The organism is Microbacterium sp. MYb64 (assembly GCF_002979495.1).
Taxonomy (GTDB): Bacteria; Actinomycetota; Actinomycetes; order Actinomycetales; family Microbacteriaceae; genus Microbacterium; species Microbacterium azadirachtae_A.
Map to the genome: position 1 here is coordinate 163,181 of NZ_PCOW01000004.1, position 26,451 is coordinate 189,631.

18 protein-coding genes are annotated in these 26,451 nt (G+C 71.3%); 12 read left to right on the forward strand and 6 right to left on the reverse strand.

Annotated features, from left to right (window positions below; all coding sequences use genetic code 11):
- Positions 1–34: 34 nt before the first annotated feature.
- The 8 genes from CQ044_RS05935 to CQ044_RS05970 all read left to right on the forward strand — a co-directional run bounded on the left by CQ044_RS05935 (position 35) and on the right by CQ044_RS05970 (position 11,949).
- The gene (locus CQ044_RS05935) at positions 35–1,414 is read left to right on the forward strand and encodes a serine hydrolase (protein ID WP_105687594.1); all 1,380 of its coding nucleotides are present in this window, start codon (positions 35–37) and stop codon (positions 1,412–1,414) included.
- On the forward strand, positions 1,411–2,463 hold the full coding sequence (locus tag CQ044_RS05940; protein WP_105687596.1) for a dipeptidase: 1,053 nt from the start codon (positions 1,411–1,413) through the stop codon (positions 2,461–2,463). Before CQ044_RS05935 ends, CQ044_RS05940 begins: the two co-directional genes overlap by 4 nt.
- Positions 2,464–2,611: 148 nt before the next feature.
- Entirely contained in the window at positions 2,612–4,669 is a 2,058-nt protein-coding gene (locus CQ044_RS05945) for a dipeptide ABC transporter ATP-binding protein (RefSeq protein ID WP_219844924.1), read from the forward strand.
- Positions 4,666–5,616, forward strand: a complete 951-nt coding sequence (locus CQ044_RS05950; protein ID WP_105687600.1) for an ABC transporter permease — start codon at positions 4,666–4,668, stop codon at positions 5,614–5,616. The genes CQ044_RS05945 and CQ044_RS05950 overlap by 4 nt, the downstream gene beginning before the upstream one ends.
- Positions 5,613–6,518 carry an ABC transporter permease gene (locus CQ044_RS05955; protein WP_258133171.1) on the forward strand — a complete coding sequence of 302 codons (906 nt, stop codon included), beginning with the start codon at positions 5,613–5,615 and terminating at the stop codon, positions 6,516–6,518. Before CQ044_RS05950 ends, CQ044_RS05955 begins: the two co-directional genes overlap by 4 nt.
- 185 nt (positions 6,519–6,703) lie before the next feature.
- Positions 6,704–8,557, forward strand: a complete 1,854-nt coding sequence (locus tag CQ044_RS05960) for an ABC transporter substrate-binding protein (protein ID WP_105687604.1) — start codon at positions 6,704–6,706, stop codon at positions 8,555–8,557.
- Positions 8,558–8,620: 63 nt separating this feature from the next.
- A complete protein-coding gene (locus tag CQ044_RS05965) occupies positions 8,621–9,874 on the forward strand; it encodes an erythromycin esterase family protein (protein ID WP_105687606.1) in 1,254 nt (417 codons plus the stop codon).
- On the forward strand, positions 9,871–11,949 hold the full coding sequence (locus tag CQ044_RS05970; RefSeq protein ID WP_105687608.1) for a prolyl oligopeptidase family serine peptidase: 2,079 nt from the start codon (positions 9,871–9,873) through the stop codon (positions 11,947–11,949). Before CQ044_RS05965 ends, CQ044_RS05970 begins: the two co-directional genes overlap by 4 nt.
- Here CQ044_RS05970 and CQ044_RS05975 read toward each other — a convergent pair.
- Genes CQ044_RS05975 through CQ044_RS05990 form a run of 4 tightly spaced genes read right to left on the reverse strand, consistent with a single transcriptional unit; the run spans position 11,933 to position 16,764 of the window.
- On the reverse strand, positions 11,933–13,534 hold the full coding sequence (locus CQ044_RS05975) for a CdaR family transcriptional regulator (protein WP_105687610.1): 1,602 nt from the start codon (positions 13,532–13,534) through the stop codon (positions 11,933–11,935). The two genes, CQ044_RS05970 and CQ044_RS05975, sit on opposite strands and share 17 nt — an antisense overlap.
- A 19-nt stretch (positions 13,535–13,553) precedes the next feature.
- The gene (gene menC, locus CQ044_RS05980) at positions 13,554–14,681 is read right to left on the reverse strand and encodes an o-succinylbenzoate synthase (RefSeq protein ID WP_105687612.1); all 1,128 of its coding nucleotides are present in this window, start codon (positions 14,679–14,681) and stop codon (positions 13,554–13,556) included.
- Positions 14,678–15,583, reverse strand: a complete 906-nt coding sequence (locus CQ044_RS05985) for a GNAT family N-acetyltransferase (protein ID WP_105687614.1) — start codon at positions 15,581–15,583, stop codon at positions 14,678–14,680. Before CQ044_RS05985 ends, menC begins: the two co-directional genes overlap by 4 nt.
- The gene (locus CQ044_RS05990; RefSeq protein ID WP_105687616.1) at positions 15,580–16,764 is read right to left on the reverse strand and encodes a M20/M25/M40 family metallo-hydrolase; all 1,185 of its coding nucleotides are present in this window, start codon (positions 16,762–16,764) and stop codon (positions 15,580–15,582) included. The genes CQ044_RS05985 and CQ044_RS05990 overlap by 4 nt, the downstream gene beginning before the upstream one ends.
- A 544-nt stretch (positions 16,765–17,308) precedes the next feature.
- Between CQ044_RS05990 and CQ044_RS05995 the strand changes: the two genes are divergently transcribed.
- Positions 17,309–19,246, forward strand: a complete 1,938-nt coding sequence (locus CQ044_RS05995) for an ABC transporter ATP-binding protein (protein WP_105687618.1) — start codon at positions 17,309–17,311, stop codon at positions 19,244–19,246.
- Positions 19,243–21,051, forward strand: coding sequence for an ABC transporter ATP-binding protein (locus tag CQ044_RS06000; RefSeq protein WP_105687620.1), 1,809 nt, complete (start codon positions 19,243–19,245; stop codon positions 21,049–21,051). The genes CQ044_RS05995 and CQ044_RS06000 overlap by 4 nt, the downstream gene beginning before the upstream one ends.
- 125 nt (positions 21,052–21,176) lie before the next feature.
- On the opposite strand, the gene CQ044_RS06005 is transcribed toward CQ044_RS06000, so the two are convergent.
- The gene (locus tag CQ044_RS06005) at positions 21,177–22,022 is read right to left on the reverse strand and encodes an endonuclease domain-containing protein (RefSeq protein WP_181158192.1); all 846 of its coding nucleotides are present in this window, start codon (positions 22,020–22,022) and stop codon (positions 21,177–21,179) included.
- A gap of 198 nt (positions 22,023–22,220) precedes the next feature.
- Here CQ044_RS06005 and CQ044_RS19510 point away from each other — a divergent pair, with 198 nt between their 5' ends.
- A complete protein-coding gene (locus CQ044_RS19510; protein WP_181158193.1) occupies positions 22,221–23,066 on the forward strand; it encodes a hypothetical protein in 846 nt (281 codons plus the stop codon).
- Between the two features lie 315 nt (positions 23,067–23,381).
- Here the strand turns inward: CQ044_RS19510 and CQ044_RS06020 are convergent, their stop codons facing one another.
- Complete coding sequence (locus CQ044_RS06020; RefSeq protein WP_105687627.1) at positions 23,382–23,834, reverse strand: GNAT family N-acetyltransferase; 453 nt, start codon at positions 23,832–23,834, stop codon at positions 23,382–23,384.
- Between the two features lie 264 nt (positions 23,835–24,098).
- Here CQ044_RS06020 and CQ044_RS06025 point away from each other — a divergent pair, with 264 nt between their 5' ends.
- Complete coding sequence (locus CQ044_RS06025; protein ID WP_105687628.1) at positions 24,099–26,318, forward strand: NADP-dependent isocitrate dehydrogenase; 2,220 nt, start codon at positions 24,099–24,101, stop codon at positions 26,316–26,318.
- Positions 26,319–26,451 lie beyond the last annotated feature (133 nt).

Consider the following 26,451-nt stretch of genomic DNA (forward strand, 5'->3'; position numbering starts at 1 on the left):
CTAGCCTCGAGGTGAGTCGACGTCGAGGAGGACCATGTCGCAGCTCGCCACCGTCCAGGCCTGGGTCCAGGAGCGCATCCCCGCGCTGATGGCGCGGCACCGTGTGCCGGCCGTCTCGCTCGCGATCGGCGTCGGCGACGAGACGCTCGCCTACGCCGCGGGGGTGCTCCATCGCGGCACCGGCGTCGCGGCGGACACCGCATCCGTCTTCCAGATCGGGTCCATCACCAAGGTCTTCACCGCGACGCTGGTCATGCAACTCGTCGAGGAGGGCCTGCTCGACCTGGACGCACCGGTGCAGCAGGTGCTTCCGGGTTTCCGGGTCGCCGACGAGGAGGCCGCCGCTGCGATCACGCCGCGGCACCTGCTCAGTCACACCGCGGGCTTCGAGGGCGACGTCTTCGTCGACACGGGCGACGGGGACGACGCCCTCGAGACCTATGTCGGGGTCCTCGCCGAGACGCCGCAGCTCTTCGCCCCCGGCGAGATGTTCTCCTACAACAACGCGGGGTTCTCGACCCTCGGCCGCATCGTCGAGGTCCTCCGCGGGGCACCGTACGAGCGGGTGCTGCGCGAACGGCTGCTGGACCCGCTCGGGCTGCGGCACGCCGCGGTGGACGCGTCGGAGGCGATCCTCCACCGCGCGGCCGTCGGCCATCTCGGACAGGATGACGGCGAGTTCGCGCCGACGACCGTGTGGGCCATGGAGCGGGCAGGGGCGCCTGCGGGATCGCGGTTGGCGATGACCGCGGGCGATCTGCTCGCGTTCGCCCGCCTCCATCTCGCGGACGGGCTCGCTTCCGACGGCTCCCGCCTGCTCTCCCGTGCGACGGTCGAGGCGATGCGTACCGCGCAGATCGTCCTTCCCGACATCGCCCAGGGCGCCGCCTGGGGGCTCGGCTGGGAGCTGTTCGCCCGCGAGGGGCGCACGATTCCGGGCCACGATGGCAACACGATCGGTCAGTCCGCGAGCCTGCGGGTGCTGCCGGAGGAGGGCGTGGCCGTCGCCGTTCTCGCGAACGGCGGGGAACCGCATCCGATCTTCACGGCGCTCGTCGACGCCGTGCTGGAGGAGCTCGCCGGGATCGCTGCGGCACCCGCCCCGGCTCCGGCCGGCTCCCCGCCCCCGCACGCCGACCGTTTCGTCGGCCGCTACGCCTCGAGCACGGCCCTGACCACGATCAGCCGGACCGCGGAGGGGCGGGTCTGGCTCGACCGCGTCCCGCACGGGGTCGTCGCCGATCTCGGCGACCTGCCGTTCCGGACCGAGCTCGTCGGCTGGCGCGGCGACGTGCTGCTCCCTGTCGAGGCGGAGGGCGGGGTCCGCCAGCCGGTCGCCTTCCTCGGCGACGACGGCGCGGGCAGAGCGCTGTTCCTGCATACCGGCAGGGCGGATCGACGGGTGTCCTCGTGACCGCGCTGTCCTTCACGGGGGCGCTGCATCGCCGTGCCGTGGTCGCGGATGCCCACAACGACCTGCTCTGCGCGGTCGTGGCGCGCCCGCCCGAGCGCTGGGGGAGCTTCTTCCGCGAGCGCTGGCTGCCGCAGCTCGAGTCGGGCGGGGTGGATCTGCAGGTGCTCCCCGTGTTCATCGAGGACCCGTACCGCCCCGAGGGAGCACTGCGGCGCACTCTGCGCATGATCGAGGCGGCGCACCGCCTCGCAGAGGAGAACGCTGGTCGTGTCGCGCTCTGCCGTTCGGGTGAGGACGTGGACCGGACGATCGCGGACGGGCGGATCGCCCTCGTGCTTGCGCTCGAGGGCATGCCGGGTCTCGACGCCGACGTCGAGCTGATCACGACGATGCACCGCCTGGGCGTACGCGTGGGGTCGCTGACCCACTTCGGCCGCGGGGCCTTCGCGGACGGGTCCGGCGAGGATGCCGCCCGCAGCCGGCTCACCGGCGCCGGCGTCGCGGCGGTGCGCGAGATGGAGCGGGTCGGCATGCTCGTCGACCTCAGCCACCTCGGCGCCGCGGGCGTCTCGCACGTGCTGGAGATCGCGACGCGGCCTGTCATCGCGACGCACTCCTCGGCGCGGGCGCTGCGCGACCATCATCGCAACCTCTCGGATGAGCACCTCGCCGCGATCGCCGCAGGCGGCGGCGTGATCTGCGCGAACTTCTTCGCGCCGTTCCTGGACGAGGAGCCCGCCACGATCGACCGGCTCGTGGATCATCTCGAGCACATCGCGGCGATCGCGGGGAGCGAGCACGTGGGCCTCGGGCCCGACTTCGTGCGGGAGGTCATCGGCGAGACCACGCCGCCGTGCTGCGTGGTCACCGAGGTGCAGGGCGTCCCCGCCGACGTGTATCTTCCGGGGCTCGAGGGGCCGGAGGGCCTGCCGCTGATCACGGACGCGCTGCTGCGCCGGGGGTGGGCCGAGGCCGACATCCTCGGCGTGCTCGGCGGGAACGTGCAGCGGCTCTTCCGGGAGCAGCTCGGCCGTCCCTCGGGCCGCTGAGGCCGCCCTGACGGTGCGAATCGTCGGGGTGAACGAACAGCGAGTGCGCCGTTCGATCAAGCGGACGAACTCGGCGCGACCGCGGTGTCGCAGGATCATGGAAGAACAGGGCCGGCCGCGTGGAGCGGCAGGCGCAAGGGAGCGCGCAATGCTGACGATTCGAGACCTCTCGGTCGAGATCCGCACGGGAGAACGGACCGTGCGCCCGATCACCGGCGTCGACCTCGACCTCGCCCGCGGCGAGACACTCGGCATCGTCGGCGAGACCGGATCCGGCAAGTCGATGACCGGCCTGTCGATCATGGGCATGCTTCCGAGCGGATCCACGATCACGAGCGGCTCCATCCGCTTCGACGGCGAGGAGCTCGCAGGGATGGATCCGCACGCGTACCGGACGCTGCGCGGACGCCGGATCTCGATGGTGTTCCAGGACTCGCTCACCGCGCTGAACCCGACCAGGCGTGTGGGCGACCAGGTCGCGGAACCGCTGCTGCTGCACGGAATGGCGCGCCGCCCCGAGGCGCTGCGCCGAGCCGAGGAGATGCTCGCGCTCGTCGGGATCCCCCGGCCGTCCGAGCGCCTGCGCGACTATCCGCACCAGCTCTCCGGCGGCATGCGCCAGCGCGTGATGATCGCGATGGCGCTCATTGCCGAACCGGACCTCCTCATCGCCGACGAGCCCACGACGGCGCTCGACGTGACGATCCAGGCCGAGATCCTGGAGCTGCTGGGCCGGCTCAAGGAGCAGCTCGGCATGGCGATGATCCTCGTCACGCACGACATGGGCGTGGTCGCCCGGCACGCCGACCGCGTCGGCGTCATGTACGCCGGACGGCTCGTCGAGACCGGCCCGACGCGGGCGCTGTTCCGGAGCACGAGGCATCGCTACACGCGCGCGCTGCTCGACTCGATCCCGTCGCTCGAGCAGGACCGCGGTGTCGAGCTGTTCTCGATCCCCGGCTCCCCGCCCGATCCCGCGGAGACGGTTTCGGGGTGCCGCTTCGCGCCGCGCTGCGCGGCCGCGACGGACCGCTGCCGGGCCGAGCGTCCGCCACTCGACGGCGCTGGCGGGCACGTCTTCGCGTGCTGGAACCCGGTCGATGGGGCGACGACCGTGCCGCAGGGCCGTTCGCTTCCTCTCGCGGCCGCTGCAGGGACGCCGTCCGAGTCACGGCTCGAGGTCGTCGACCTCGTGCAGGAGCATGCGGTCTCGGGCTGGGCGCCGAAGGGACGCCGTCGTACCGTGAAGGCGGTCTCCGGAGTGAGTTTCGACGTCCGTGCGGGGGAGACCCTCGGGCTCGTCGGGGAGTCCGGATGCGGCAAGTCCTCGCTGGGGCGCATGCTCGTCGCGATGGACCGGCCGACCGCGGGTGAGGTGCACCTCGAGGGGGCGAGGATCTCGGGCGTGAGCCGGCGCGAACTCGGCGCCCGCAGGGCGAAGCTGCAGATGATGTTCCAGGACTCGGGCGCCGCGCTCGACCCGAAGATGACGATCGGCACGATCCTGCGCGAGCCTCTCACGATCCAGGGCATCGGCACCGCGGCCGAGCGCACCGAGCGCGCGATCGCGCTCCTCGACAGCGTCGGGCTCGGGCCGTCGATCCTGGAGCGCTATCCGCACGAGCTCTCCGGCGGGCAACGTCAGCGCGTCGGGCTCGCCCGCGCTCTCGCGCTGGATCCCGACGTCCTCGTCGCGGACGAGCCGGTGAGCGCACTCGACGTCTCGATCCGCTCGCAGGTGCTCAACCTGATGCGCACGCAGCAGCGCGAGCGCGGGCTCAGCAGCGTCGTGATCTCGCACGACCTCTCGGTCATCCGCTACCTGTCCGACCGGGTCGGGGTCATGTACCTCGGCAAGATCGTCGAGCTCGGCGCGACCGACGACGTCTACGAACGGCCCGCGCACCCGTACACCGCGGGCCTCCTCGCCGCGGTGCCCGTCGCGGATCCCGACGCCCCGGCGCCGGCCGGTGCCGAGCGCGTGCGCGGGGAGCTGCCCAGCCCGCTGGATCCTCCCAGCGGCTGCCGGTTCCGGACGCGATGCCCGCTCGCGACCGAGCTGTGCGCGACGGTGGAGCCGACGCTGGAGGCCGTGGGCACCGGCCACGACGTCGCCTGCCACTTCCCGCTGCAGCCGAAGACCATGGAGAGGGTCGGCGTCCCGACCGCGGATGCGGACCGGACCGAGAAGGAGGCGGCGGCATGATCTCCTACCTGATGCGGCGGATCCTGATCTCGCTGCTCGTGCTGATCGGCATCTCGATCGTGATCTTCGTGATGCTGCACCTCATCTCCGACAGCCCTGGTCGGGTCGTGCTCGGGCCGCAGGCCTCGGCGGCGGCGGTCGAGGCGTTCAACCGCGAGAACGGCTTCGATCGCCCGCTCTTCGCGCAGTACGTCGACTACGTCGTGCAGTTGCTGCACGGCGACCTCGGGCGCTCCTACAAGCTGAACGAGGAGGTCTCCGTCCTGTTCGCGCAGAACGCCGGACGCAGCGCCGTGCTCTCGCTGTCCGGCCTCGTGCTCGCTCTCCTCATCGCGATCCCCCTCGGGATCCTCCAGGCGGTCCGGCGGAACACCGTCGTCGACCGCGCCGCCACCGGCATCGCCTACCTGCTCTATGCGACGCCGTCCTTCCTGGTCGCGCTCCTGCTGATCGCGCTGCTCAGCCAGCTCGTGCCGCTCTTCCCCGCGGAGGCCTCGCAATCCACCTCGCCCTGGGCCGTGTTCACGGATCCGCGCGCGATGGCGCTGCCGCTGACCACACTCGCCCTCACGAACGTGGTCGTCTTCTCGCAATACCAGCGCTCCGCGGCGCTCGAGCAGCTCGGCATGGACTACATCAAGGTCGCCCGCGCCAAGGGAGCCCCGGAGCGGGTCGTCCTGATGCGGCACCTGCTGCGCAACGCCTGCATCCCGCTCATCACGCTCGTCGGCGTCATGATCCCCACGCTGTTGGCGGGCAACCTCATCGTCGAGTCGGTGTTCAACTACCCCGGGCTCGGCCTCCTGTTCCTGAACAGCCTGCACCGCGAGGACTATCCGGTGCTGCTGGCGTACACGCTCATCGGTGGCGCGCTCACCGTGCTGGGCAACCTCCTCGCCGACCTCGTGGTCGCACGCGCGGACCGACGGATCGAGCTGAGCAGATGACCACCGCACACCCTGAGATGTCGGAGAAGACCGACGTCATCGTCCAGACCGCGACGGCGGCGCGCCCCCTCGCCGCCGGCGCCGTCCTGCGCGCGCTGCGGCGCAGCCCGATGGCCGTGGCGGGAGCGTCGATGCTCGTGCTGCTCGTCCTGTTCAGCTTCGCGGGGCCTCTGCTGTATCCGACGAACCAGACCGACGTGAACCTGCTCGACGCGCTCCTGCCACCCGGCGAGGGCTACCCGCTCGGCACCGATCCGAACGGTTTCGACGTGCTCGGCCGGCTCATGCTGGGCGGGCAGGTGTCACTCGAGATCGGTCTGCTCGCCGCGGTCTTCGCGACGACTCTCGGCACGGTCTACGGCGCGGTGGCGGGTCTCGCCGGCGGCGTCGTCGACGGGATCATGATGCGGTTCGTGGATGTCCTGCTCGCGATCCCCTTCCTGTTCTTCGTGCTCATCATCGCGGCGCGCTTCACGGCGACGCCCCTCACGCTGAGCCTCGTCATCGGAGGGTTCTCCTGGCTCGTGTCGGCGAGGCTCATCCGCGGCGAGGTGCTGTCATTGAGGGTGCGCGAGTTCGTGCAGGCCGCGCGCCTCATGGGCGCGGGAGATCGCAGGATCATCTTCACGCACCTCATCCCGAACACGTTCGGCGTGATCATCGTGAACCTCACGTTCCAGGTGGCCGATGCGATCCTCGTGATCGCGGCGCTCGGATTCCTCGGCTTCGGGCTGAGCTATCCGGTCACCGACTGGGGCAGCCAGCTCTCGAGCGGCGTCGTGTACATCACCGCGGGGAACTGGTGGCTCATCTACCCCGCCGGCCTGTGCATCGTGCTCGTCGTGCTCGGGCTGAATCTGCTCGGCGACGCCCTGCGCGACGTGCTGGACCGGCGCCGATGACTCCGCGCGGGGGTGTGTCCAGCCAGACAGGCGCGCCGCGCGGAAACTGTCCGGATCTCTGAACGGGCCGCGCCCGGCGTCCTGCACTCTCGAAGCACCGGATCCGACCCGCGGCGGGCCCCGGATCCCGAACACCCGAAACGGCCCGCCCGACGAATCCCGACCACCCGAAGAAGGAGCACAGCATGAACGCGCAGGTCCCCCGGAGGCGACGAAGCCTCCTGATCGCGCTCACGGTCGCAGCCGCGCTGATCACGACCGGCTGCACGGCCGGCGCCGCGAAGGTCGACCCCTCCCAGTACCGCACGATTCCGGCGGCGAGCGGCAAGAGCGTCGACGGCGGCGTCGTGACGATCGCGATGACGCCCGGTCTCGCACCGAACTACATCTTCCCGTACCCGCCGGCGGAGGCGAACGGCGCGGTGATCGGCAACGACCTGATGTGGCGGACGCTGTACCGGGCCGATGCCGACGGCAAGAGCAATGCGGACACGAGCCTCGCCACCGCGCCGTCCTACAGCGACGGCGACCGCACGGTGACGATCTCGATGAAGAAGAACAGCTGGTCCAACGGCAAGCCGGTCACCGCCGGCGATGTGGTCTTCTCGCTCGACATCCTCAAGGCCGCCGTCGCCCAGAGCGCGGCCAACTGGGCGTTCTACACGCCGGGGCAGTTCCCGGACGGGGTGACCGCGATCGCGCAGGGATCCGACACCGTCGTGCTCACGCTCGAGAAGGCGTACAACCCCGCATACCTGGAGTCGCTCCTGCAGCAGCTCGTCGTCATCCCCTCGGCGGACTGGAGCATCGCGACGACGGGAGGACCCGTCCTGGACTATACGGATCCCGCGAACGCGAGCGCGATCTACACGTTCCTCACCGGGCAGTCCTCGGATCAGGCGACGTTCGCCACGAACCCGCTGTGGCAGGTCGTGAACGGCCCGTACTCGCTCAAGAGCTTCGAGCCGACGACCGGCTCGTTCTCGCTGACGCCCAACGAGGCCTACACGGGGCCCGGGAAGCACACGCTCACGCAGGTGGACTTCAAGGCGTTCACCTCGGCCGCAGCGATCTACAACCAGTACCAGGCCGGCACGATCACGGTCGGTCGCCTCGACTCGAGCTACTCCGCCAAGATCGAGGACCTGCGCAAGAAGGGATACAACGTCTACGCGGCCCCGGCCCCGGCGCGTTCGGATCCGCTCGTGATCAACTTCGCGAACACGACCGGCGGCTTCGACAAGATCGTCGCCCAGCCCTACATGCGCCAGGCCCTGCAGCACCTCGTCGACCAGCCCGGCTACATCAAGAGCCGCGGCGTCTACAACGGCGCCGCGAGCGAGAACTACGCCACCGTCGGTCTCGGCTCGGCGTTCCCGCCGGACTTCGGCGACAAGGCGCCCTATCCGTTCGACCCGAAGGCCGCGGAGAAGCTGCTCACGGCGCACGGCTGGAAGGTCGACAAGGCCGGGACCACCTGCGACAAGCCGGGATCGGGATCCGACCAGTGCGGAGAGGGGATCGCGCAGGGGCAGAAGATCTCGTTCACGCTCGCCTCGGCGAGCTCGCCGAGCTACGTCGGAGCGCGTGACCTCGCGTTCTCCTCGGAGGCGAAGAAGATCGGGATCGAGGTGAAGGTCGTCTCGAAGTCGCTCAACTACATGTACGAGAACTACACGAACCCCGGAGCTCCGGCGAACACGGACGAGTGGGCGATGCAGGACACGGGCCCCCTGGTCATGACCTCGTATCCCACCGCGAACGGCGCCTTCAACACGGGCGGCAGCTTCAACCTCGGCAGCTACAGCGACCCCGCGGCGGACAAGGCGATCGAGGCGAGCGTGTTCGGATCCGATCCGAACGCGCTGAGCGCGGAGACGACGCTCCTGTCGAAGGACCTGCCCGTGCTGTTCCTGCCCACCCCCGACAACCTCATCGTGTGGAAGAGCGCTCTCTCGGGCCCGCCGGACACGTTTGAGGGACTGCTGAAGTTCATCTACTCCCCGGAGCAGTGGTACTTCACCGAGAAGCAGAACTAGCGGATCCGTGGACGGGGCCGGTCGGATCGGGCCGGCCCCGTCGCGGTGAGAGGATCATCCCCGATGCGTGAAACCCCCCTGACGTACCTCCGCCCGTTGGCGGCCCCTGGCGAGCCCTGGGATCCGGAGTCGGCGCGGGCCCTCGTCGGCGACGCGCGCATCGTGCTGATCGGCGAGGGCGCGCACGGGATCGACGACTTCGCCCGGCTCGGCGACGGGCTGTTCCGCACGCTCGCGACCGAGCTCGGCTTCACGGCCTTCGTGCGCGAGTCGGGTTTCGCGGAGGGGCTGGCCGTCGACGCGTGGGTCCAGGGCGGTCCGGGCGAGGTCGAGGACGTCGCCCGGACGGGGATCACCTACGGCTTCGGCGCCTCCGAGGCCGTCCGGAGCCAGCTCGCGTGGATGCGCGCCGAGAACGTCCGCCGCCGCGGCCCGGGGCGGGTACCGCTGCACTTCTGGGGCATGGACCTGCCGGGATCGTCGACCTCGCCGGGCGTGGCAGTGCGGGTGTGCCTTGAGCGCGTTCCCGCTCACGAGGGCGACGAGGAGCTGCGGCGCCTCACCGACCTGGGCGGGCGCACCGAGGCGGCGATCGCCTGGGACGGCCTGGACGACGCGGCGCGGGCGCGCTTCCGCGACGGCATCGCCGACCTGTGCGCGCGCGCCGACCGCGAGGGCGATGATGTCGCCCGGCGCAGCGCGGCGACCCTCCGTGCGTTCCTCGCGGAGCTGGCCTGGGACGGCACGCCCGGCGCCTATCCGCGCGAGCAGCTCATGGCCGACACTGTCGCGTGGATCGCGGAGCGCGAGGAGCGGATCCTGGTCCTCGCGCACAACGCCCACGTGCGCCGCGAGCCGCTGCACGGCCGCCCCGCGATGGGCACGCTGCTGCACTCCCGGTTCGGCGACGCGCTGCGGGTGATCGGCATGACGTACGGGCACGGCCCCGTCGTGTCTTTCGCGGAGCGCTCGCCCCGGCCCTTCGACTGGGAGGCGACGCTCTCGGAGCGCGAGCCGGCCCCGGACTCGCTCGAACACGCGCTGGACCGGCTCGGCGACGTGCTCGTCGACCTGCGTACGGCGCCCTCCGTGCTGTGGGAGGAGGTCGCGGGCACGCACGCCGCGGGCGGGATGGATCCCCTCGCCGACGTGACCGTCGCGTTCGACGCGGTCGCCCATCGGCAAAGGGCCTCGCTCGTGCCGGGCCATCTCGACCGGCTGCGCTCCGAGTTCGCACCGGGCGTCCCCGAGGCCGACGCCGTGCCGCGCCTTTCCACGACGACGTCCGCCGCCGCTCCGCGAGAGGATCTCGGATGAGCGCCGCACCGGATACCCGCACGCAGGACACGGTCGAGATCGTCGCCGGCATCGCGGTGCCGGATCCCTACCGATGGCTCGAGGACGACGCCGCGGTGCCGGGCGAGGTCGCCGACTGGCAGCAGGCGCAGGCCGCGCATGCCGAGGAGACCATCTGGGCGGGGCACGATCGCGACGCCGTGCGCGCCGTCGTCGAGCGCAGCCATGCGGGCGCGTGGCCTGAGCTGCCCCGGAGCGGAGGCGGGCACTGGTTCCGCGTCGAGGGGCGGGAGCTGCAGGTCGCGGACGAGCCCTATGGCCCCGGGCGCTCCCTCGTGGATCTCGCCCGCTTCGACGAGCCGGGGCGCACCGCGGTGCTCAGCTGGTTCGCCCCTTCGCCCGATGGCACGGTGCTCGCTCTCGGCGTGTGCACCGACGGCAGCGAGCACAACAGGGTCGAGCTCGTCGACGTGCGGACCGGCGCTCGCCGCGACGACGCACCACCGGAGCTCCTGCACAGCTCCTGGGGCGGCGGGATCTCCTGGTTCGCCGACAGCACGGGCTTCGCATTCCTCGGCCTCGGCGGCACCGCCCACGACTTCCGCCAGGTCGTCTACCGGCGAACCCTCGGCGATCACGGGCCCTCCGCGATCGAGGACGTCCCGGTCCCGGAAGGCTCCCGCGAGTACACCCGGATCCAGTTCTCCGCGGATGGACGCTGGGCGGTCGCGGCCCACCGCGTGGGCACGCCGTTCCCGGTCGCCGTGCGCGATCTCACCGATCCCGGCGCCGGCTGGAGACCGTTCCTGCGGCCGGGGCGCGAGACCGTCTCCGGGCACATCGTCGGCCACCGGTACGTCGCCGTCACCGACCTGGACGCGCCGCGGCGCCGGCTCGTCGCGATCCCGCTCGACGCCGCGGATCCGGCGGACCCGTCGTGCTGGACCGAGCTCGTGGCGGAGAGCGATGCGGTGCTGCGCGCGGTCCTCCCGGTCGGGGACGCGCTGTACCTCAGCGAGTTCCACCGCACCGCCGCGAGGGTGCGGATCCTGGACGCGGACGGAGCCGAACAAGGCGTGGTGCCCCTGCCGGGGGAGGGTGCGCTCGCCGCCCCGTTCTTCCCGCTCACCGGGCTCTCCGCAGAAAGCAGGGACGGATCCTTCCTCTTCGCCTTCTCGACGCTCACCACGTCGTGGGGCGTCTACCGGCATCGTCCCGGCGGCGCGCTCGAGGTTCTGCGGGACCCGGAGATCGTGATCGATGCGACCGCGGAGATGCGCGAAGCGATCGCTCAGGACGGCACCGCGATCCCGTACCACCTCGTGCGCCCACGCTGCGCCCAGGGCTCGGCCCCTGCCCTGATCTCCGCCTACGGCGCCGCGGGGATCCCCACGCTTCCGCAGTACCAGCCGGACCTCGCGGCCTTCCTCGCCTCCGGCGGCACCGTAGTGCAGGCCTACCTGCGCGGGGGAGGAGAGTTCGGCAGTGCGTGGTTCCGGGCCGCGGACCGGGAGCGTCGCGGCACCCGCGACGGGGACCTGATCGCCGTGGCAGAGCACGTGCTCGCCGAGGGCTCCGCGGCCCCCGGCCGGCTCGCGCTCACGGGCGGGTCCGACGGCGGACTCATGTGCGGCAACGCGATCACCGCGCGCCCGGAGCTGTGGGCCGCGGTGCTGCCGCGCGCCCCGCTGCTCGACCTCGTCGGCGGGTTCCGCAATCCGTATCTGGAGTTCGTGATCCGCAAGGCCTGGGGCGACCCCGAGGATCCGGTCGACGTCGCCCGCATGATCTCGCTCTCCCCGTACGAAAGGGTGCGCCCGGCGGAGTATCCGCTGCTCTACGTCGAGGCGGGGGCGAACGACCCCCGCTGCCCGCCGTGGCAGGCGCGCAAGTTCGTCGCGCGGATGCAGGCGGCCCAGCGCGGCCCGGCGCCGATCCTGCTGCACGTCTACGAGAACGCGGGGCACGGATCCGGGACGGGGCACGACGTGATAGTCGCGCAGGACGCGGCCTGGCTGGCGTGTCTTCTGGGGGCGCTGGACCTGCCGGATCCCGTGGCCGCGGATCCCGCGGCGGGGTTCAGCGCTCGGGGTTGATGGCGCGCAGCCGCAGCTGCATCATCGCGCCGAAGCGCGCGTTCGGATCGTCGAGGTCGATGCGGCCGACCTCGGCCACGCGGCGCAGCCGGTAGCGGAACGTGTTGGGGTGCACGAACTTCGCGGCGGCAGCCACGCCGACGTCTCCGAACGCGTCGAGCCACGCCTCGAGCGTCTCGGTGAGGCTGCTGCCATGGGTCTCGTCGTAGGCGAGCAGGCGCGCGAGCGGTCCGGAGGGGATGTCCCGCGCGGGTCCGGCGAGCTCGAGAAGCAGGGCCTCGGCATGCACCTCGTCGAGGCGGGCGACCTGCCGGTCCACGATCCCGGCGCGCAGCACCCGCAGCGCGCGGTCCGCGCTCGCCCGGGAGCGGGGGAGGAGCGCGGTCTCCGCGACCACGATCCCCACGCCGATGAGCGGTCGCAGCGCCGAGCGCATCCTGCTCAGGAACTCGGTCGCCACGCGCACGGCGCTGTCGCCCTCGGTGTCGGCGTCCGCCGCGGACGCGAGCGGCAGCACCGCGTACGCGACGTCCCCGACGAGGCCGGAAACCGAGCGCGGGTGCGCGAACGACAGGTGCACGGCGAACGCATCGGCCACGCGCTTGCGTTCCGCGGCCAGGTGCGCGTGCGAGAGCTGCTCGGCGGCCGGGTCGTGCAGGGTGAGCGCGAGCACGACGCAGGTCTCCTCGCGGAGGCCGAGGCGGTGCACGGCCTCGCCCGCCGAGGGGCCGCCTCCGAGCGCGGTGCGCAGCAGGTCGGCACGCAGTCGGCGCTCGACGTCGGCGTCGGTGCGCTGCCAGACCATGTGCATGGCCACGAGCTTCGCGGCGTCGTGCAGGGATGCGCTCCGCTCGGCGGTGAGCGCACCCGCGGTCCAGATGGTGCCGAGCACCTCGTCCCCCGCGCGCACGGCGATCGCGGTGCGCACCTCGTCGCCGTCGGCTCCCGTGGCGACCTCGACGGGCCACTCGCTCCGGGCGATCTGCGCGAGTGCCCCGCTCTCCTCCAGAGCGCGCACATCCTGAGACGGCAGCGGCCGCGCGCGGATGCCCGGAGCGCGCTGCTGCTCCGGGCCGTTCGAGAAGGCCAGCAGCTGCGCGTTGCGGTCCTCGATCGTGACCGGCGATTCGAGCAGCGCCGCGATCGCGTCCGCCACGGCGAACAGGTCGCCCGCGAGGATTCCGCCGAACGTGACCGGCCGCGCCTCGTCCGGGTCCCCCGGCGTCATGAGCGAGCGGAGCATGCCGGCCAGGTGCGCCCAGGTGGTGCCAGGGTTCAGTGCGAGCACCACGACGCCGGTCGCCTCGGCTTCGGCGCGCAGGGCGTCGTCGGCGGCGAACGGGGCGCGCACCACGAGCGCGGTGACGCCGGCCTGCGCGAGCAGGCGCCGCACGAGCGCCGGATCCTCTACGCCGACGCCCATCACGAGGGAGTTGCGCGGGGCGTCCGGCTCGTCGCGCGGGTCGTGGATCACGATCGCCTCGATCGTGCGCTCCCTGGCGACCGTGCCGCACACGACGGTGAGCAGGGTGGTGTCCAGCGCCTCGAGAACGCGCACCAGCGTGACCTGCGGACGATGGTTCATCGGGGGCACCTTCGCGACGCTAGCACGCGCCGGGTACGGCCCCCGCGAGCGGGATCCAGGCGCGCGAGACGGTCACCTCGTCGAGCACCGCGGTGTCCGGCGTCACCCCGATGCCGGGACCCGTCGGCACGGTCATGTGTCCGTCCTCGAGGCGGAACGGTGGTGTCAGATCCGTCTCGTAGTAGCGCTCGGAGGCCGAGGTGTCGCCGGGGAGGGTGAAACCGGGCAGGGCGGCCAGCGCGAGGTTGGCGGCGCGTCCGATCCCCGTCTCCAGCATTCCTCCGCACCAGACCGGCACGCCGTGCGCGACGCAGAGGTCGTGGATCCGGCGGGACTCCAGGTAACCGCCGACGCGACCCGGTTTGATGTTCACGATGCTGCAGGCGCCGAGCTCGATCGCGTGCGCGGCGTGCTCGGCGGACAGGATCGACTCGTCCAGGCAGATCGGCGTGCTGATCCGCCGGGCGAGCATCGCATGCCCGCCGAGGTCGTCGGCGGAGAGGGGCTGCTCGAGCAGGGACAGGTCGAACGCGTCCAGCTTCGCGAGGTGCTCGATGTCGGCTCGGCCGTAGGCCGCATTCGCGTCGACCTGGAGCAGGATGTCTCCGAAGCGCTCACGCACGGCGCGCACGGGCTCCAGATCCCATCCGTGCTCGATCTTCAGCTTGATCCGGACGTAGCCGTCTGCGAGATACCCGGCGACCGCGTCGAGGAGCGCGGGGATGGTCGGGGTGATGCCCACCGAGACGCCGCACGCGACCCGGTCCTTCACCGCGCCCAGGTGGTACGAGAGCGGCACTCCGCGCGCCCGGAGATCGGCGTCCAGGATCGCGGTCTCGAGGGCGGCCTTGGCCTGGCGGTGTCCCTTGAACGGCGAGAGGATCCCGGCGACCCGGTGCGGGTCCAGGTCGCCGCAGCCGCCGAGCGCCGGTACGAGCACATCGGACAGCACGTCGACCGCCCCCGGCGTGTACTCCGAGCTGTACAACGGCAGCGCGCTCGCGCCGCACTCGCCCCAGCCCTCGCCGTCCGCGCCGACTGCCCGCACGAGCACCGCCTCGCGCACCGTCTCGGTGCCGAACGAGGTGCGGAACGGCGAGACCAGGGGCATCCGGATCGTCCGGATCTCCACGCCTTCGAGCCTCATGACCTCTCCTGTCTGTCGATGATGTACCAGCCGTCGCGGTCGAAGCCGCGCACGGTCGCGCCTTCCGCGAGCAGCCCGACCATGACGTCGCGCAGCGCGATGCGCCAGTCGGCCGCGCGCCGCGGATCCGTTTCGCGCATGCTCTCGATGTCGGCCGGGACGCCGACCAGCACCGTGCCTGCGCCGAGCGCTCCGCGTCGCGGCGCTTCGGAGTCGTCGGGCCGCAAGGCGATGCCCGCGCCCGCCGCGCGGGCCGCAGCGGCGTCGACCAGGTGCGGGCGGTGCGCTGCCGCGCCGACGACCTGCGGGGAGCGCAGCTCCCACCGCACGAGGATCCGGTCCGTCTCGTCGCCGCGGTTGATGCTGTCGTCCAGGGAGCCGTAGAGCCGCGGCAGATACGTGCCGACCGAGGCGGCGAGCTTGCCGAGGTTGAAGTGCGCATTGCGGCGGATGAGGGGATCGTAGGTCCAGGTGATCGTGTCGATGTCGCGATGCAGGGCCCAGGCGCGCTGGTGCAGTTTGAGGGCGAAGCCGAGGTGGCGCCCTCGCACGCGCGGAGTCGTCCCGGCGATGTGGCTGTGCAGGGTGCGTGCGGCGGGCGGGCCGAAGAACCCGAAGCACGCGCCCGCGAGCTCCCGTCCGTCCGAAGCGTCGTCGAACGCGCCGGCGACGTAGTTGCCCGCCTGCACGAGGGCGCGGAGCATGTCGGCGGTGACCGGTGGGTTCGTCGCCCCCGTGTCCCAGATCCCCTCATACAGGGCGCGAACGGCCGCGAGGTCTCGTATGTCGTCGAGAGGCCGGATCTCGACGCCCGACCGGGTCTCGGCGGCCGTCGCGGCACGGGCGGCCTCCTCGGCCACGTCGTCCCGTGCGCCGACCGGGAGGGCGGAGGATCCGGTCATCGTGCGGGAGTGGCGGTCGGGGCGGACATGGCAGCCGCGGCAGGAACGGGCACCGCGGCCGCGATCGGACGCACCGCGCCCGGCGGTGAGGTGCGGATCTCCTCGATGAGTCCGGCGAGCAGCCGCGCGCGGGGTTCCAGCTCGGCGATCAGCACGTGCTCGTGCGCGGCATGCGCGCCGCCGCCGACCGCGCCGAGGCCATCCAGAGTCGGGGTGCCGACGCCCGCGGTGAAGTTGCCGTCCGAGGCCCCGCCGACGCTGATCCCGGTGAGCGGAGGCAGTGCGAGTCGATCCGCGACCCGCTGCGCCCGTCGGAACAGCTCGGCAGAGGAGTCCTCCGCGAGCGGGGAGCGATTGATGCCGCCATCGACCACGACGCGGGCGCCGTGGATCCGCGGCGTGAGCGCGAGCATCCCCGCGTGCACGCGCTCCTGCTCCGCGGCGGAGAGGGCGCGCACGTCGACCGAGAACGAGGCCTGTGCGGGGACCGTGTTCGTCGTCGTGCCGGAGGTGGTGCGCGTCGGGGTGACGGTGGTGCCCGCTTCGGCGTCGCCGAGCACCGCCACGGCCTGCACCTGATGTGCGAGCTCGAGGGTCGCGTTCACGCCCTGCTCCGGATCGAGCCCGGCGTGCGAGGCGCGCCCGTGCACGGCGATCTCGTAGCGCGAGACGCCCTTGCGGGCGATCTTCAGAGCGCCACCGGGGCCCGCGGCCTCGAGTACGAGGGCGGCGACCGCGGCGCGAGCCTCATCCTCGATGAGCACCCTCGAGGTGGTCGAGCCTGGCTCCTCGTCTCCTGTCACGAGCACCGTGATCCCGGCGAGGTCGGCCAGCTGCGAGAGCGCGTGGAAGGCGATCACGAGGCCGGCCTTCATGTCGAAGGACCCGGGTCCTGCCAACGTCTCCTCGTCGGCACGGGCGGGCAGCTCGTCGAGCGAGCCGACGGGCCAGACGGTGTCGTGGTGGCCGAGCACGAGGATCCGCGGCGCGCCGGGGAAGCGCCAGCGCAGGTGAGCGCGGCCGTCGATCACGATCCGCTCCGGCGCCGCGCCGAGGTGCGTCGTGCCCAGCTCGGCCACGGCGTCGGCGCTGCGGGCGACGGCGGCGAGGTCGTCGGACGGCGACTCGCAGCGGACGAGGCGCAGGATCTCCGCGACCATCGTCTCGACGGGTTCCGGCATAGCGGCTCCTTAGGAATCGGATCGTGCTCCCATCCTGCTGAGGTCGATCCCGCGTCCGACTGTCCGCTCCGCCGAAACCCGATGCCTCAGTTGATTCGATCCGACGACCGGCCCAGGATCCGCATCAGGATCCGCACGCGCCTCATCTCGTCGACGCCCCCTCCCGCTATCCGCGCCCCCTTGTGTGGGCGAACACAGGAGGGGGCGCCGGCACGCAGAGGGGGCCTCGACGTGCCTGCGCGGTCTCGTCACGAACGTGAGATCGGTTTCGGGAAAACGCTTGCGCTCAGGCGGCTCATAAACATAGGCTGGACGGCTGTCGCGTCAACCGACCCGGCGGCCGTCGAACCGAGGAGGACACCATGCCCACGATCAACATTGCGTCGTCGATCAGCGCTGTCACCGGTTCGCTCTTCCTTCCCGCCGAGGACTGACCGCTCCGGTCCTCCTCGGCCCACACCGGCCGCTCATCGCACGGATGCATCGCATCCGCTCCTTCTTGTCCCCTGTCATCCCCTGATGCGATACGTCACTGCTGAGAATCATGCCTAAAGAATCCTCGTCATCGTCCACCGTCCCTCTCTCCACGCCCCGTGCGCTCGCACGGCTGGCTCCCTTCGTGAAGCCGGTCGCCGGTCGCCTCATCGGCGGCGGGCTCTCCGCGCTCGCCGCGGCCGTGATCGCGCTGTGCATCCCGCTGCTGCTGCAGGTCGTACTGGAAGGCCCCATCGCGACCGGCGAGATCGGCGCCATCATCTGGGGCGCCGTCGCCGTGACCGTGCTCGCCCTCGGCGAGGCGCTCATGGTGTGGCTGCGCCGGCAGTTCGTGCTCAACCCCGCCACGCAGGTCGAGTACCGGATGCGCACGCAGCTGTACTCGAGCCTGCAGCGCCTGCCGGTCGCGTTCCACGACCGCTGGCAGTCGGGCCAGCTGCTGAGCCGCATGATGCAGGACATCGGTCTCATCCGCCGCTGGCTCGCGTTCGGCCTCGTGCTGCTGGTCGTCAACCTGCTCACGATCGTGATCGGTGCGGCCCTGCTGTTCCGCTGGCACTGGCTGCTCGGCACGATCTTCCTCATCACCGCGGTGCCGCTGTGGATCTCGGGCTTCCTGTTCGAGAAGCGCTACGGCGTGCTCACCAGGCGCAGCCAGGACCAGGCCGGCGACCTCGCCACGAGCGTCGAGGAGAGCGTGCACGGCATCCGCGTGCTCAAAGCGTTCGGGCGCGGCAAGCATGCGCTCGTCAAGTTCGCGCGCCAGGCCGAGTCGCTGCGCGAGACCGAGCTGAGCAAGGCCCGCTCCGTCGGCTGGATCTGGTTCTGGCTCGTGCTCATGCCCGAGATCGCGTTCGCGCTCAACCTCGTCGCCGGAATCTGGCTGATCGCGCAGGGCGCGTTGAACGCGCCGGAGCTGTTCGCCTACTTCGCGATGGCGACCGTGCTGCGCTGGCCGATCGAGTCGATCGGCTTCCTGTTCTCGTTCATGCTCGACGCGCGCACGGCCACCGATCGCGTGTTCGAGATCTACGACGAGCAGAACACGATCACGGATCCGGAGAGCCCGGTGAGCATTGCGGAGCCCCGCGGCGAGCTCGCGTTCGAGGGCGCCCGCTTCCGCTACCAGGACGCCCGCCCGCACGAGCGGGACCTGCTCGACGGCATCGATCTCGTGCTGCGCCCCGGAGAGACCATGGCACTCGTGGGCATCACCGGATCCGGCAAGACCACGCTCACGACCCTCCCCACGCGCCTGTACGACGTGACCGGCGGAAGGGTGACGCTCGACGGCGTCGATGTGCGCGACCTGACCCTGGCCGAGCTGCGCACGCACATCGCGATGGCGTTCGAGGACGCGACGCTGTTCTCGGCCACCGTGCGCGAGAACGTGCTGCTCGGCAGGGCCGATCTCGACGTGCACAGCGCCGAGGCGGAGCAGGTGCTCCGCGAGGCGCTCGACGTCGCACAGGCCGGCTTCGTCGACACGCTCCCCGAGGGCGTCGAGACGATGATCGGCGAGGAGGGGCTGAGCCTCTCCGGCGGCCAGCGTCAGCGGCTCGCGCTCGCGCGTGCCGTGGCGGCCAAGCCCAAGGTGCTCGTGCTGGACGACCCGCTGTCGGCGCTCGACGTCGACACCGAGGCGCTCGTCGAGGAGGCGCTGCGCCACGTGCTCGCCGAGACCACGGCGCTCATCGTCGCGCACCGCCCGTCGACCGTGGCCCTCGCCGACCGTGTGGCGCTGCTGCAGAACGGGAAGGTGACGGCCGTGGGCGCGCACTCGGAGCTGTTGCGCACGAGCGCGCACTACCGGCACGTGATCTCGAGCCTCGAGGCCGAGGAGGCCGCGCGCACCGGGGCGATCCCCGTGGTCGCCGGCGCCTCCGGGGCCTCCGCCTCGGCTCCCGAAGCGGTTCACAGAACACCGCCGTCACCCGACGGCGCGGCGAAAGACACCCACGCCGAGAACGAGGAGGTGCAGGCATGAGCGTCATCGGAACCCAGGACGAGGACCGCTCCGACCTCACGAACGAGGAGAGCAAGGCGATTCGTCGCCGCTCGCTGCGGCTGTTCGGATCCCTGATCGCGCCGCTCAAGGTGCAGATCACGCTCACCGCCCTCGTGCTGGTGATCTCCACGGCCGCGCAGGTCGCCGGTCCGGCGCTCGTCGCCTACGGCCTGAACACGGCGCTGCCCGCGGTGCTGAAGCACGCGGACTGGATGCCGACCATCATGGTCGGGATCGTGTTCCTCGTCGTCGGCATCGTCGGATCCGCGCTGATCGGCTGGTACGCCGTGCTCACCGCCCGCATCACGCAGGCGGTGCTGCTGGACCTGCGCAAGCGCATGTTCCTGCACACCCAGCGGCTGAGCCTCGAGTTCCATGAGAGCTACACCTCGGGCCGGATCATCTCGCGCCAGACCAGCGACCTCGACTCCATCCGGGAGCTGCTCGACGGCGGCCTGAACCAGCTCGTGTCCGGGCTTCTCTACGGTCTCTTCACGTTCATCGCGCTCGTGCTCGTGGACTGGGAGTCCGGCGTCGTCCTGGTGCTCGCCGGCATCCCGCTGATCTACCTGATGCGCTGGTTCTATCAGCGCTCGCAGCTCGTCTACCGCGAGTCGCGGGTGATCAGCGCGAAGGTCATCGTGCAGTTCGTCGAGACCATGACCGGCATCCGCGCGGTGAAGGCGTTCCGCAAGGAGCCTCGCAACGACGTGTCGTTCCAGGAGGTCGCCGGCGACTACCGCGATGTCAACCGCCGCTCGATGCTGCTGTTCGGCACGTTCGAGCCCGGGCTCATGGCGGTCGCGGCGCTCACCCTCGGCGTGGTCGTGGTGTGGGGCGGCGTCCGCATGGCGAGCGGTGACATCGGGGTCGGCATCCTGCTGGCCGCGGTGCTGTACGTGCGCAACTTCTTCGCGCCCATGCAGGAGATCGCGATGTTCCTGAACTCCTTCCAGTCCGCCACGGCGGCGCTGGAGAAGGTGTCGGGCGTGCTCGACGAGGTCCCGACCGTTCCGGATCCGATCAAGGCGGTCGATCTCTGGGAGTCGAAGGGGCACGTGCGCTTCGACGAGGTCGAGTTCGGCTACGCCCAGGACCGGGTGATCCTGCCCGACTTCTCCCTGGACATCCCCGCGGGGCAGACCATCGCCCTGGTCGGCACGACCGGCGCGGGCAAGTCGACCCTGGCGAAGCTCGTGTCGCGCTTCTACGACCCGACCGCCGGCGCGGTGACGCTCGACGGGGTGGATCTGCGCGATCTGCACCCGAAGGACCTCCGCCGTGCGATCGTCATGGTCACGCAGGAGGCGTACCTGTTCAGCGGCACGGTCGCCGACAACATCGCGCTCGGCAAGCCCGACGCGACGATGGAGGAGATCCGGGCCGCGGCCAGGGCCGTGGGCGCCGATGCGTTCATCGACTCGCTCCCTGACGGCTACGACACCGACGTGAACAAGCGCGGCGGCCGCGTCTCGGCGGGGCAGCGACAGCTGATCTCGTTCGCGCGCGCCTTCCTCGCCGACCCGGCGGTGCTGATCCTCGACGAGGCGACGGCATCGCTCGACATCCCGTCGGAGCGGTTGATCCAGGACGCGCTGCAGACGCTGCTCGCGGACCGTACCGCGATCATCATCGCGCACCGTCTGTCGACCGTGGCGATCGCCGACCGGGTGCTCGTCATGGAGCACGGCCGCATCATCGAGGACGACGCCCCCGACGTCCTCATCGCCGGCACGGGCAAGTTCGCCCAGCTGCACGCCGCCTGGCAGCAGACGCTGGTGTAGGGACTCAGTCGCCGCAGCACTGCAGGACGTCTGCACCTCCGCAGGACGGATCCGGATGGATCCTCCTGCAGAGGTGCAGACGTCCTTTCTCCGTGAGGACGGGACCGCTCCACGCATAGACGGGCTCATGCGCGCACCGGGGCGAGATGGGCGCCGCGGCAGATGGCTGCGATGAGGATCCTCTCGACGCTCTGCCAGTCGTAGATGATCTGCCTGTAGGAGAACCGGAGCACGGTGTAGCCGCGCAGGCGCAGTTCGGCATCATGCGCGATGTCGCGCGTGCGGTCCGCCGATGTCGAGTGGTGCGCCCATCCGTCGACCTGGACGATGAGGTGCGTGCCGATCAGGAAGTCCACGTCGTGGCCGGCGAGGTGCACCTGGAACCGAAGTCGCACGCCCCAGCCGCTCAGCCGCACGTGGAAGATCGTCTCGAGCGAGGACCCGGTGTCTCCGCGCGTGTGCTCGGCGACGCGGCGGGCCGCGGTGCTCCGCCACGTCACCTGGCGAAGAGATTCGAGGGCGATGGCCTCGGCGCGGATCGCCGACTCCCAGATCGCGGTCGCCTGGTCGAGGGGGAAGCACTGGGCGGCGTGCGAGAGCGCGTCTTCGACAGACGCCTCCAGGGACCGTGGCCGGTCGGGGCCCAGCGGCTTCGCCCAGTGCGCCTGCACGCCGCGGTCCCGGACCGACTCATGCCGGGGCAGGTGCAGATGCAGCGTGCCGTCGTCGTCGGGCGGCACCCACCACTCTCGTCGTCGGGCCAGAGACACGCAGGTGAGCGCACCGCCGGCCGCCGCTGCACGAACCAGTTCGATCGGGGCCGAGTGTAGCGCGATCCATTTGGCTCTGATGCGCTGCACGGCGCCGCCGCGGATGGCGGCACGCACGCGGGCGGGGGAGAAGCCGGCCGCCGCGGCGTCGTCGCGATGTCCGATGCCGCTGCGAAGAGAGAGCCAGGTGTGCAGGTCCATGCCGACAGCCTGGGCTGCGGCGGGAGAGCATGGGGGACGATCCGCGGAATCAGGGTGGAAGAGGTGCCGACCCTCATCTGTGCAGGACGATGCCCCCCGCGTTTTGCAGGAGGGCCGCAACTCTGCAGGATGGATCCGGAGGATCTGTCCTGTGGAAGTGCAAATGCCCTGTGGAAATGTGATCGGTAGGCTCGAGGCGTGGATCCCTTCTGGGCGGTCGCCGCGGAACTCTGGTGGATCGCGCCGGTCATCGCCGGCGCGGGTGCGGTGATCGTGCTCGGCGCTCGCCGCGGTGCGGCCGCCGGAGGACGTCGGCTCGGTTACGACGCCGCGCGCCTCGATCTGCAGTCCGCGCAGCGGGCGGCTACTGAGGCCCGTGTCGCGGTGCGCGTCGCCAGGGCGGAGCTCGCCGGCCGCGTCGCGGGGCGAGCCGCAGGGTCCGCTCATCCGGTCGAGGTGTCCGATGCCCGCCGCGCGCTGCGCGACGCCGAGGCCGGCGCGAAGGCGGCGTCCGCGTCGGTGCGCGCCCGGCGCGCCCAGCTGGAGGCCGCACGGGCGGATCTGGCGCTGAACGCGGATCCGCACCGGCGCCCGCTGCCGCGCGCGATCGCCGCCCACGACGCCGTGGTGACGCGCTGGATGGCCTACGAGACGGATCCCGCGAAGCTCATCGCCTACCCGACCATCGGCGACGCCGGCGATCCGTCGACCGCCGCGTTCCTGCTCGCGCTGGACGAGGCTCGGCAGACCCGCCCCGACCCCGCCCGCCGGATCGCCCCGGCCGAGTTCGGCGCCTATCGCGACGCGGTGACCCGGCTGGAGCGCGCCTTCGACACCGCTGAGCGCGACGCGCACGCCCGCGCCGAGGGCCGGGATCCCGAGCGCGAGCGCACATCGCGCGCGACGGGCTGGCAGGACACCGCTCAACAGGTGATCGCAATGTCGGCCGACGCCCTGGACCGCGCGGCGGATGCGGCGGCCTCGGCCATCGCCGCGTGGAACGCGCGCGAGCGCGGCCAGAAGCAGCGCAAGGAGCGCGACTGAGCGCACGCGGCGCGGCGCGCTCTGCAGGATGTCTTCACATCTGCAGGACGCATCGGGCGGATCCGTCCTGCGGAGTTGCACACGTCCTGCGGACGCGACCGCGGCGCGCGGCGAACCCTGCGGACGCGACCGCGGCGAACCCTGCGGCGCGCTCCACGCGCCGGACCACAGGGCGGCGAGTCCGGCGGGGCCTGCTCCGCGGGGAGGAGAAGACGACGGGGCTTCGATGGGGGAGGGGATTCGAAACCCCGCCGCCGATCACAGCGTACGCGCGTCGCGGGCGCCCCGGTGCTCAGATGTGGGGCGTGCCGGACCTCAGAAGCGGATCTCCGCGATCACCTCGGCGTACTCCGTCTCTCCGACGGGCGTGAAGCCGACCCGCTGGAAGAACGCCTCCGGACCGCCGGTGCCCGCCTCGTAGATCACATTCAGGTGCCCGAAGCCGCGCGCGCGGGCCTCGGAGATCAGGCTCTGCACGGCGAACCGGCCCACGCCGCGGCCCTGGTCGTCGGCGTCGACGTTGATGCGCCACAGCACGGAGCGGAAATGCTCCTCGGGGGCATCGGGGTCGAAGTTGGCGCTGACGAAGCCGACGACCTCCTCGTCGTCCAGCACGACCCGCTGCCAGCTGGTCTGCGGGTTCATGACGGTCGCGGCGATTCCGTAGGAGACGGGCGCGAGGTACTGCTCCTGCCCGGGCTTCAGGGAGAGATTGTTGACGGCGACGATCGTCGCCGCGGACAGTTCGACCAGTCGCAGTTCCGTCATGGTCCCCAGGCTAACCCCTGGACGGCGCTCGTGGCGGAGCGCGGCGAAACGTGGGGAGAAGTTCACCTTCCCCCTGGCCGGGGGAGTCGCCGCGGGCGAACGGCCCCCGGGCGGATCCAGGGCGAGCGGAGCAAGGGGAAGCGAGCGCTCGGGAATCGACGAAGGGCAGGTATCTTGGTATCGAGATAAATCTGCGCGATACCGCGTGCGCATCCACGCGAGGTCGCTGTCTGAAACCCCTTCCTGCGTGAAACGGAGACCCCGGTGACCGACGACGCCATCATCTACACCTACACGGACGAGGCGCCGGCGCTGGCCACGGCCTCTCTGCTGCCGATCGTCCAGGCCTACGCCCACCAGGCGGGCGTCGACATCGAGACCCGCGACATCTCGCTCGCCGGCCGGATCCTCGCCGCCTTCCCCGAGCGCCTGAGCGCCGGCCAGGCCGTGGGCGACGCTCTCGCCGAGCTCGGGGGCCTTGCGACCACCCCCGAGGCGAACATCATCAAGCTGCCGAACATCTCGGCGTCGATCCCGCAGCTCAAGGCGGCGATCGCCGAGCTGAAGCAGCAGGGCTTCGACATCCCGGACTACCCGGACGACGCGACCACGGTCGAGGAGAAGGACGTCCGCGCCCGCTACGACCGCATCAAGGGATCCGCGGTGAACCCGGTGCTGCGCGAGGGCAACAGCGACCGCCGCGCGCCGCTCGCGGTGAAGAACTACGCGAAGAAGCACCCGCACCGCAACAAGGCGTTCGCCGAGGGCTCGCAGACCCATGTCGCGACCCTGGGGCACGACGACTTCAAGGCGAACGAGAAGAGCTGGGTCTCGCCGGGCGATGACGTGCTGACGATCCAGCACGTCTCCGCGGACGGCCAGGTCGCCGTCCTCAAGGAGAACCTCAAGGTGCTGCCGGGGGAGATCGTCGACGCGACCTTCCTGAACGCGGCGGCGCTGGACGCCTTCCTCGCAGAGACCCTCGCCGAGGCGAAGGCGGAGGACGTGCTGTACTCCGTGCACCTCAAGGCCACGATGATGAAAGTCTCCGACCCGATCATCTTCGGCCACGTCGTGCGCGCCTACTTCAAGGACGTGTTCGCCCAGTACGGCGACAAGCTGGCCGCGGCCGGCCTCACCGCCAACGACGGCCTCGGATCCATCCTCGCCGGGCTCGCGGACCTGGAGGGCGGCGAGGAGATCGCCGAGGCCTTCTTCCGCGCCATGGAGAACGGTCCGCGTCTCAGCTACGTGAACTCGGACAAGGGCATCACGAACCTGCACGTGCCGAGCGACGTGATCGTCGACGCGTCGATGCCCGCGCTGATCCGCAACGGCGGCAAGCTGTGGGGCAAGGACGGCGGCGAGGACGACACGCTCGCGGTCATCCCCGACTCCTCCTACGCCGGCGTGTACCAGGCCACGATCGAGGACGTCATCGCGAACGGTCCGCTGGACCCCGCCACGATCGGCACCGTGCCGAACGTCGGCCTCATGGCTCAGGCGGCCGAGGAGTACGGCAGCCACGACAAGACCTTCGAGATCGCCGCCGACGGACGTGTGCAGGTCGTGAACGCGGCCGGCGAGGTCGTCCTCGAGCACGAGGTGCACGCGGGCGACATCTGGCGTGCGACGCAGACCAAGGACGTCCCGGTCCGCGACTGGGTGAAGCTCGCGGTGAGCCGCGCCCGCGCGACCGGCGCCCCGGCCGTCTTCTGGCTCAACCCCGCGCGCTCGCACGACGCCGCGCTGATCGCCAAGGTGACCGAGTACCTCAAGGACCACGACACCGACGGCCTGACGATCGAGATCCTCGCCCCCGAGGACGCGACCCGCTACTCGCTCGCGCGCATGCGCAAGGGCGAGGACACCATCTCGGTCACCGGCAACGTGCTGCGCGATTACCTCACCGACCTGTTCCCGATCCTCGAGGTCGGCACCAGCGCGAAGATGCTGTCGATCGTGCCGCTCCTGGCCGGAGGCGGGCTCTTCGAGACCGGCGCGGGCGGATCCGCCCCGAAGCACGTGCAGCAGCTCGTCGAGGAGAACTACCTGCGCTGGGACTCGCTGGGCGAGTTCTTCGCCCTGGCCGCGTCGTTCGAGCACTTCGCCGACCGCACCGGCAACGCGAAGGCTGCGATCCTGGCGAAGACGCTCGACGCCGCGACCGGCACGTTCCTCGAGAACGACCGCTCGCCGGGCCGTGCCCTGGGCACGATCGACAACCGCGGCAGCCACTTCTACCTGGCCCTCTACTGGGCGCAGGAGCTGGCTGCGCAGACCGAGGACGCCGCGCTCGCCGCCGTGTTCGCCCCCGTCGCCGCCGCGCTCGCCGCCGACGAGGAGCGCATCGTCTCCGAGCTCACCGCGGTGCAGGGCAAGGCCGTGGAGATCGGCGGGTACTACCGTCCCGACGGTGCTCTCGTGGCCAAGATCATGCGTCCCTCGGCGACGCTGAACGCAGTCATCGACGGCCTGAACTGACCGGATCGACGAAGGGGGCGGGCGCCGCGGCGCCCGCCCCCTTCGTCGATCCCCCTGGCGGGTGCGCAGACCGCACTCCGGGGCACGCGAAGGGGCCCGCCGCACGATGCGACGGGCCCCTTCGCAGGCGGGA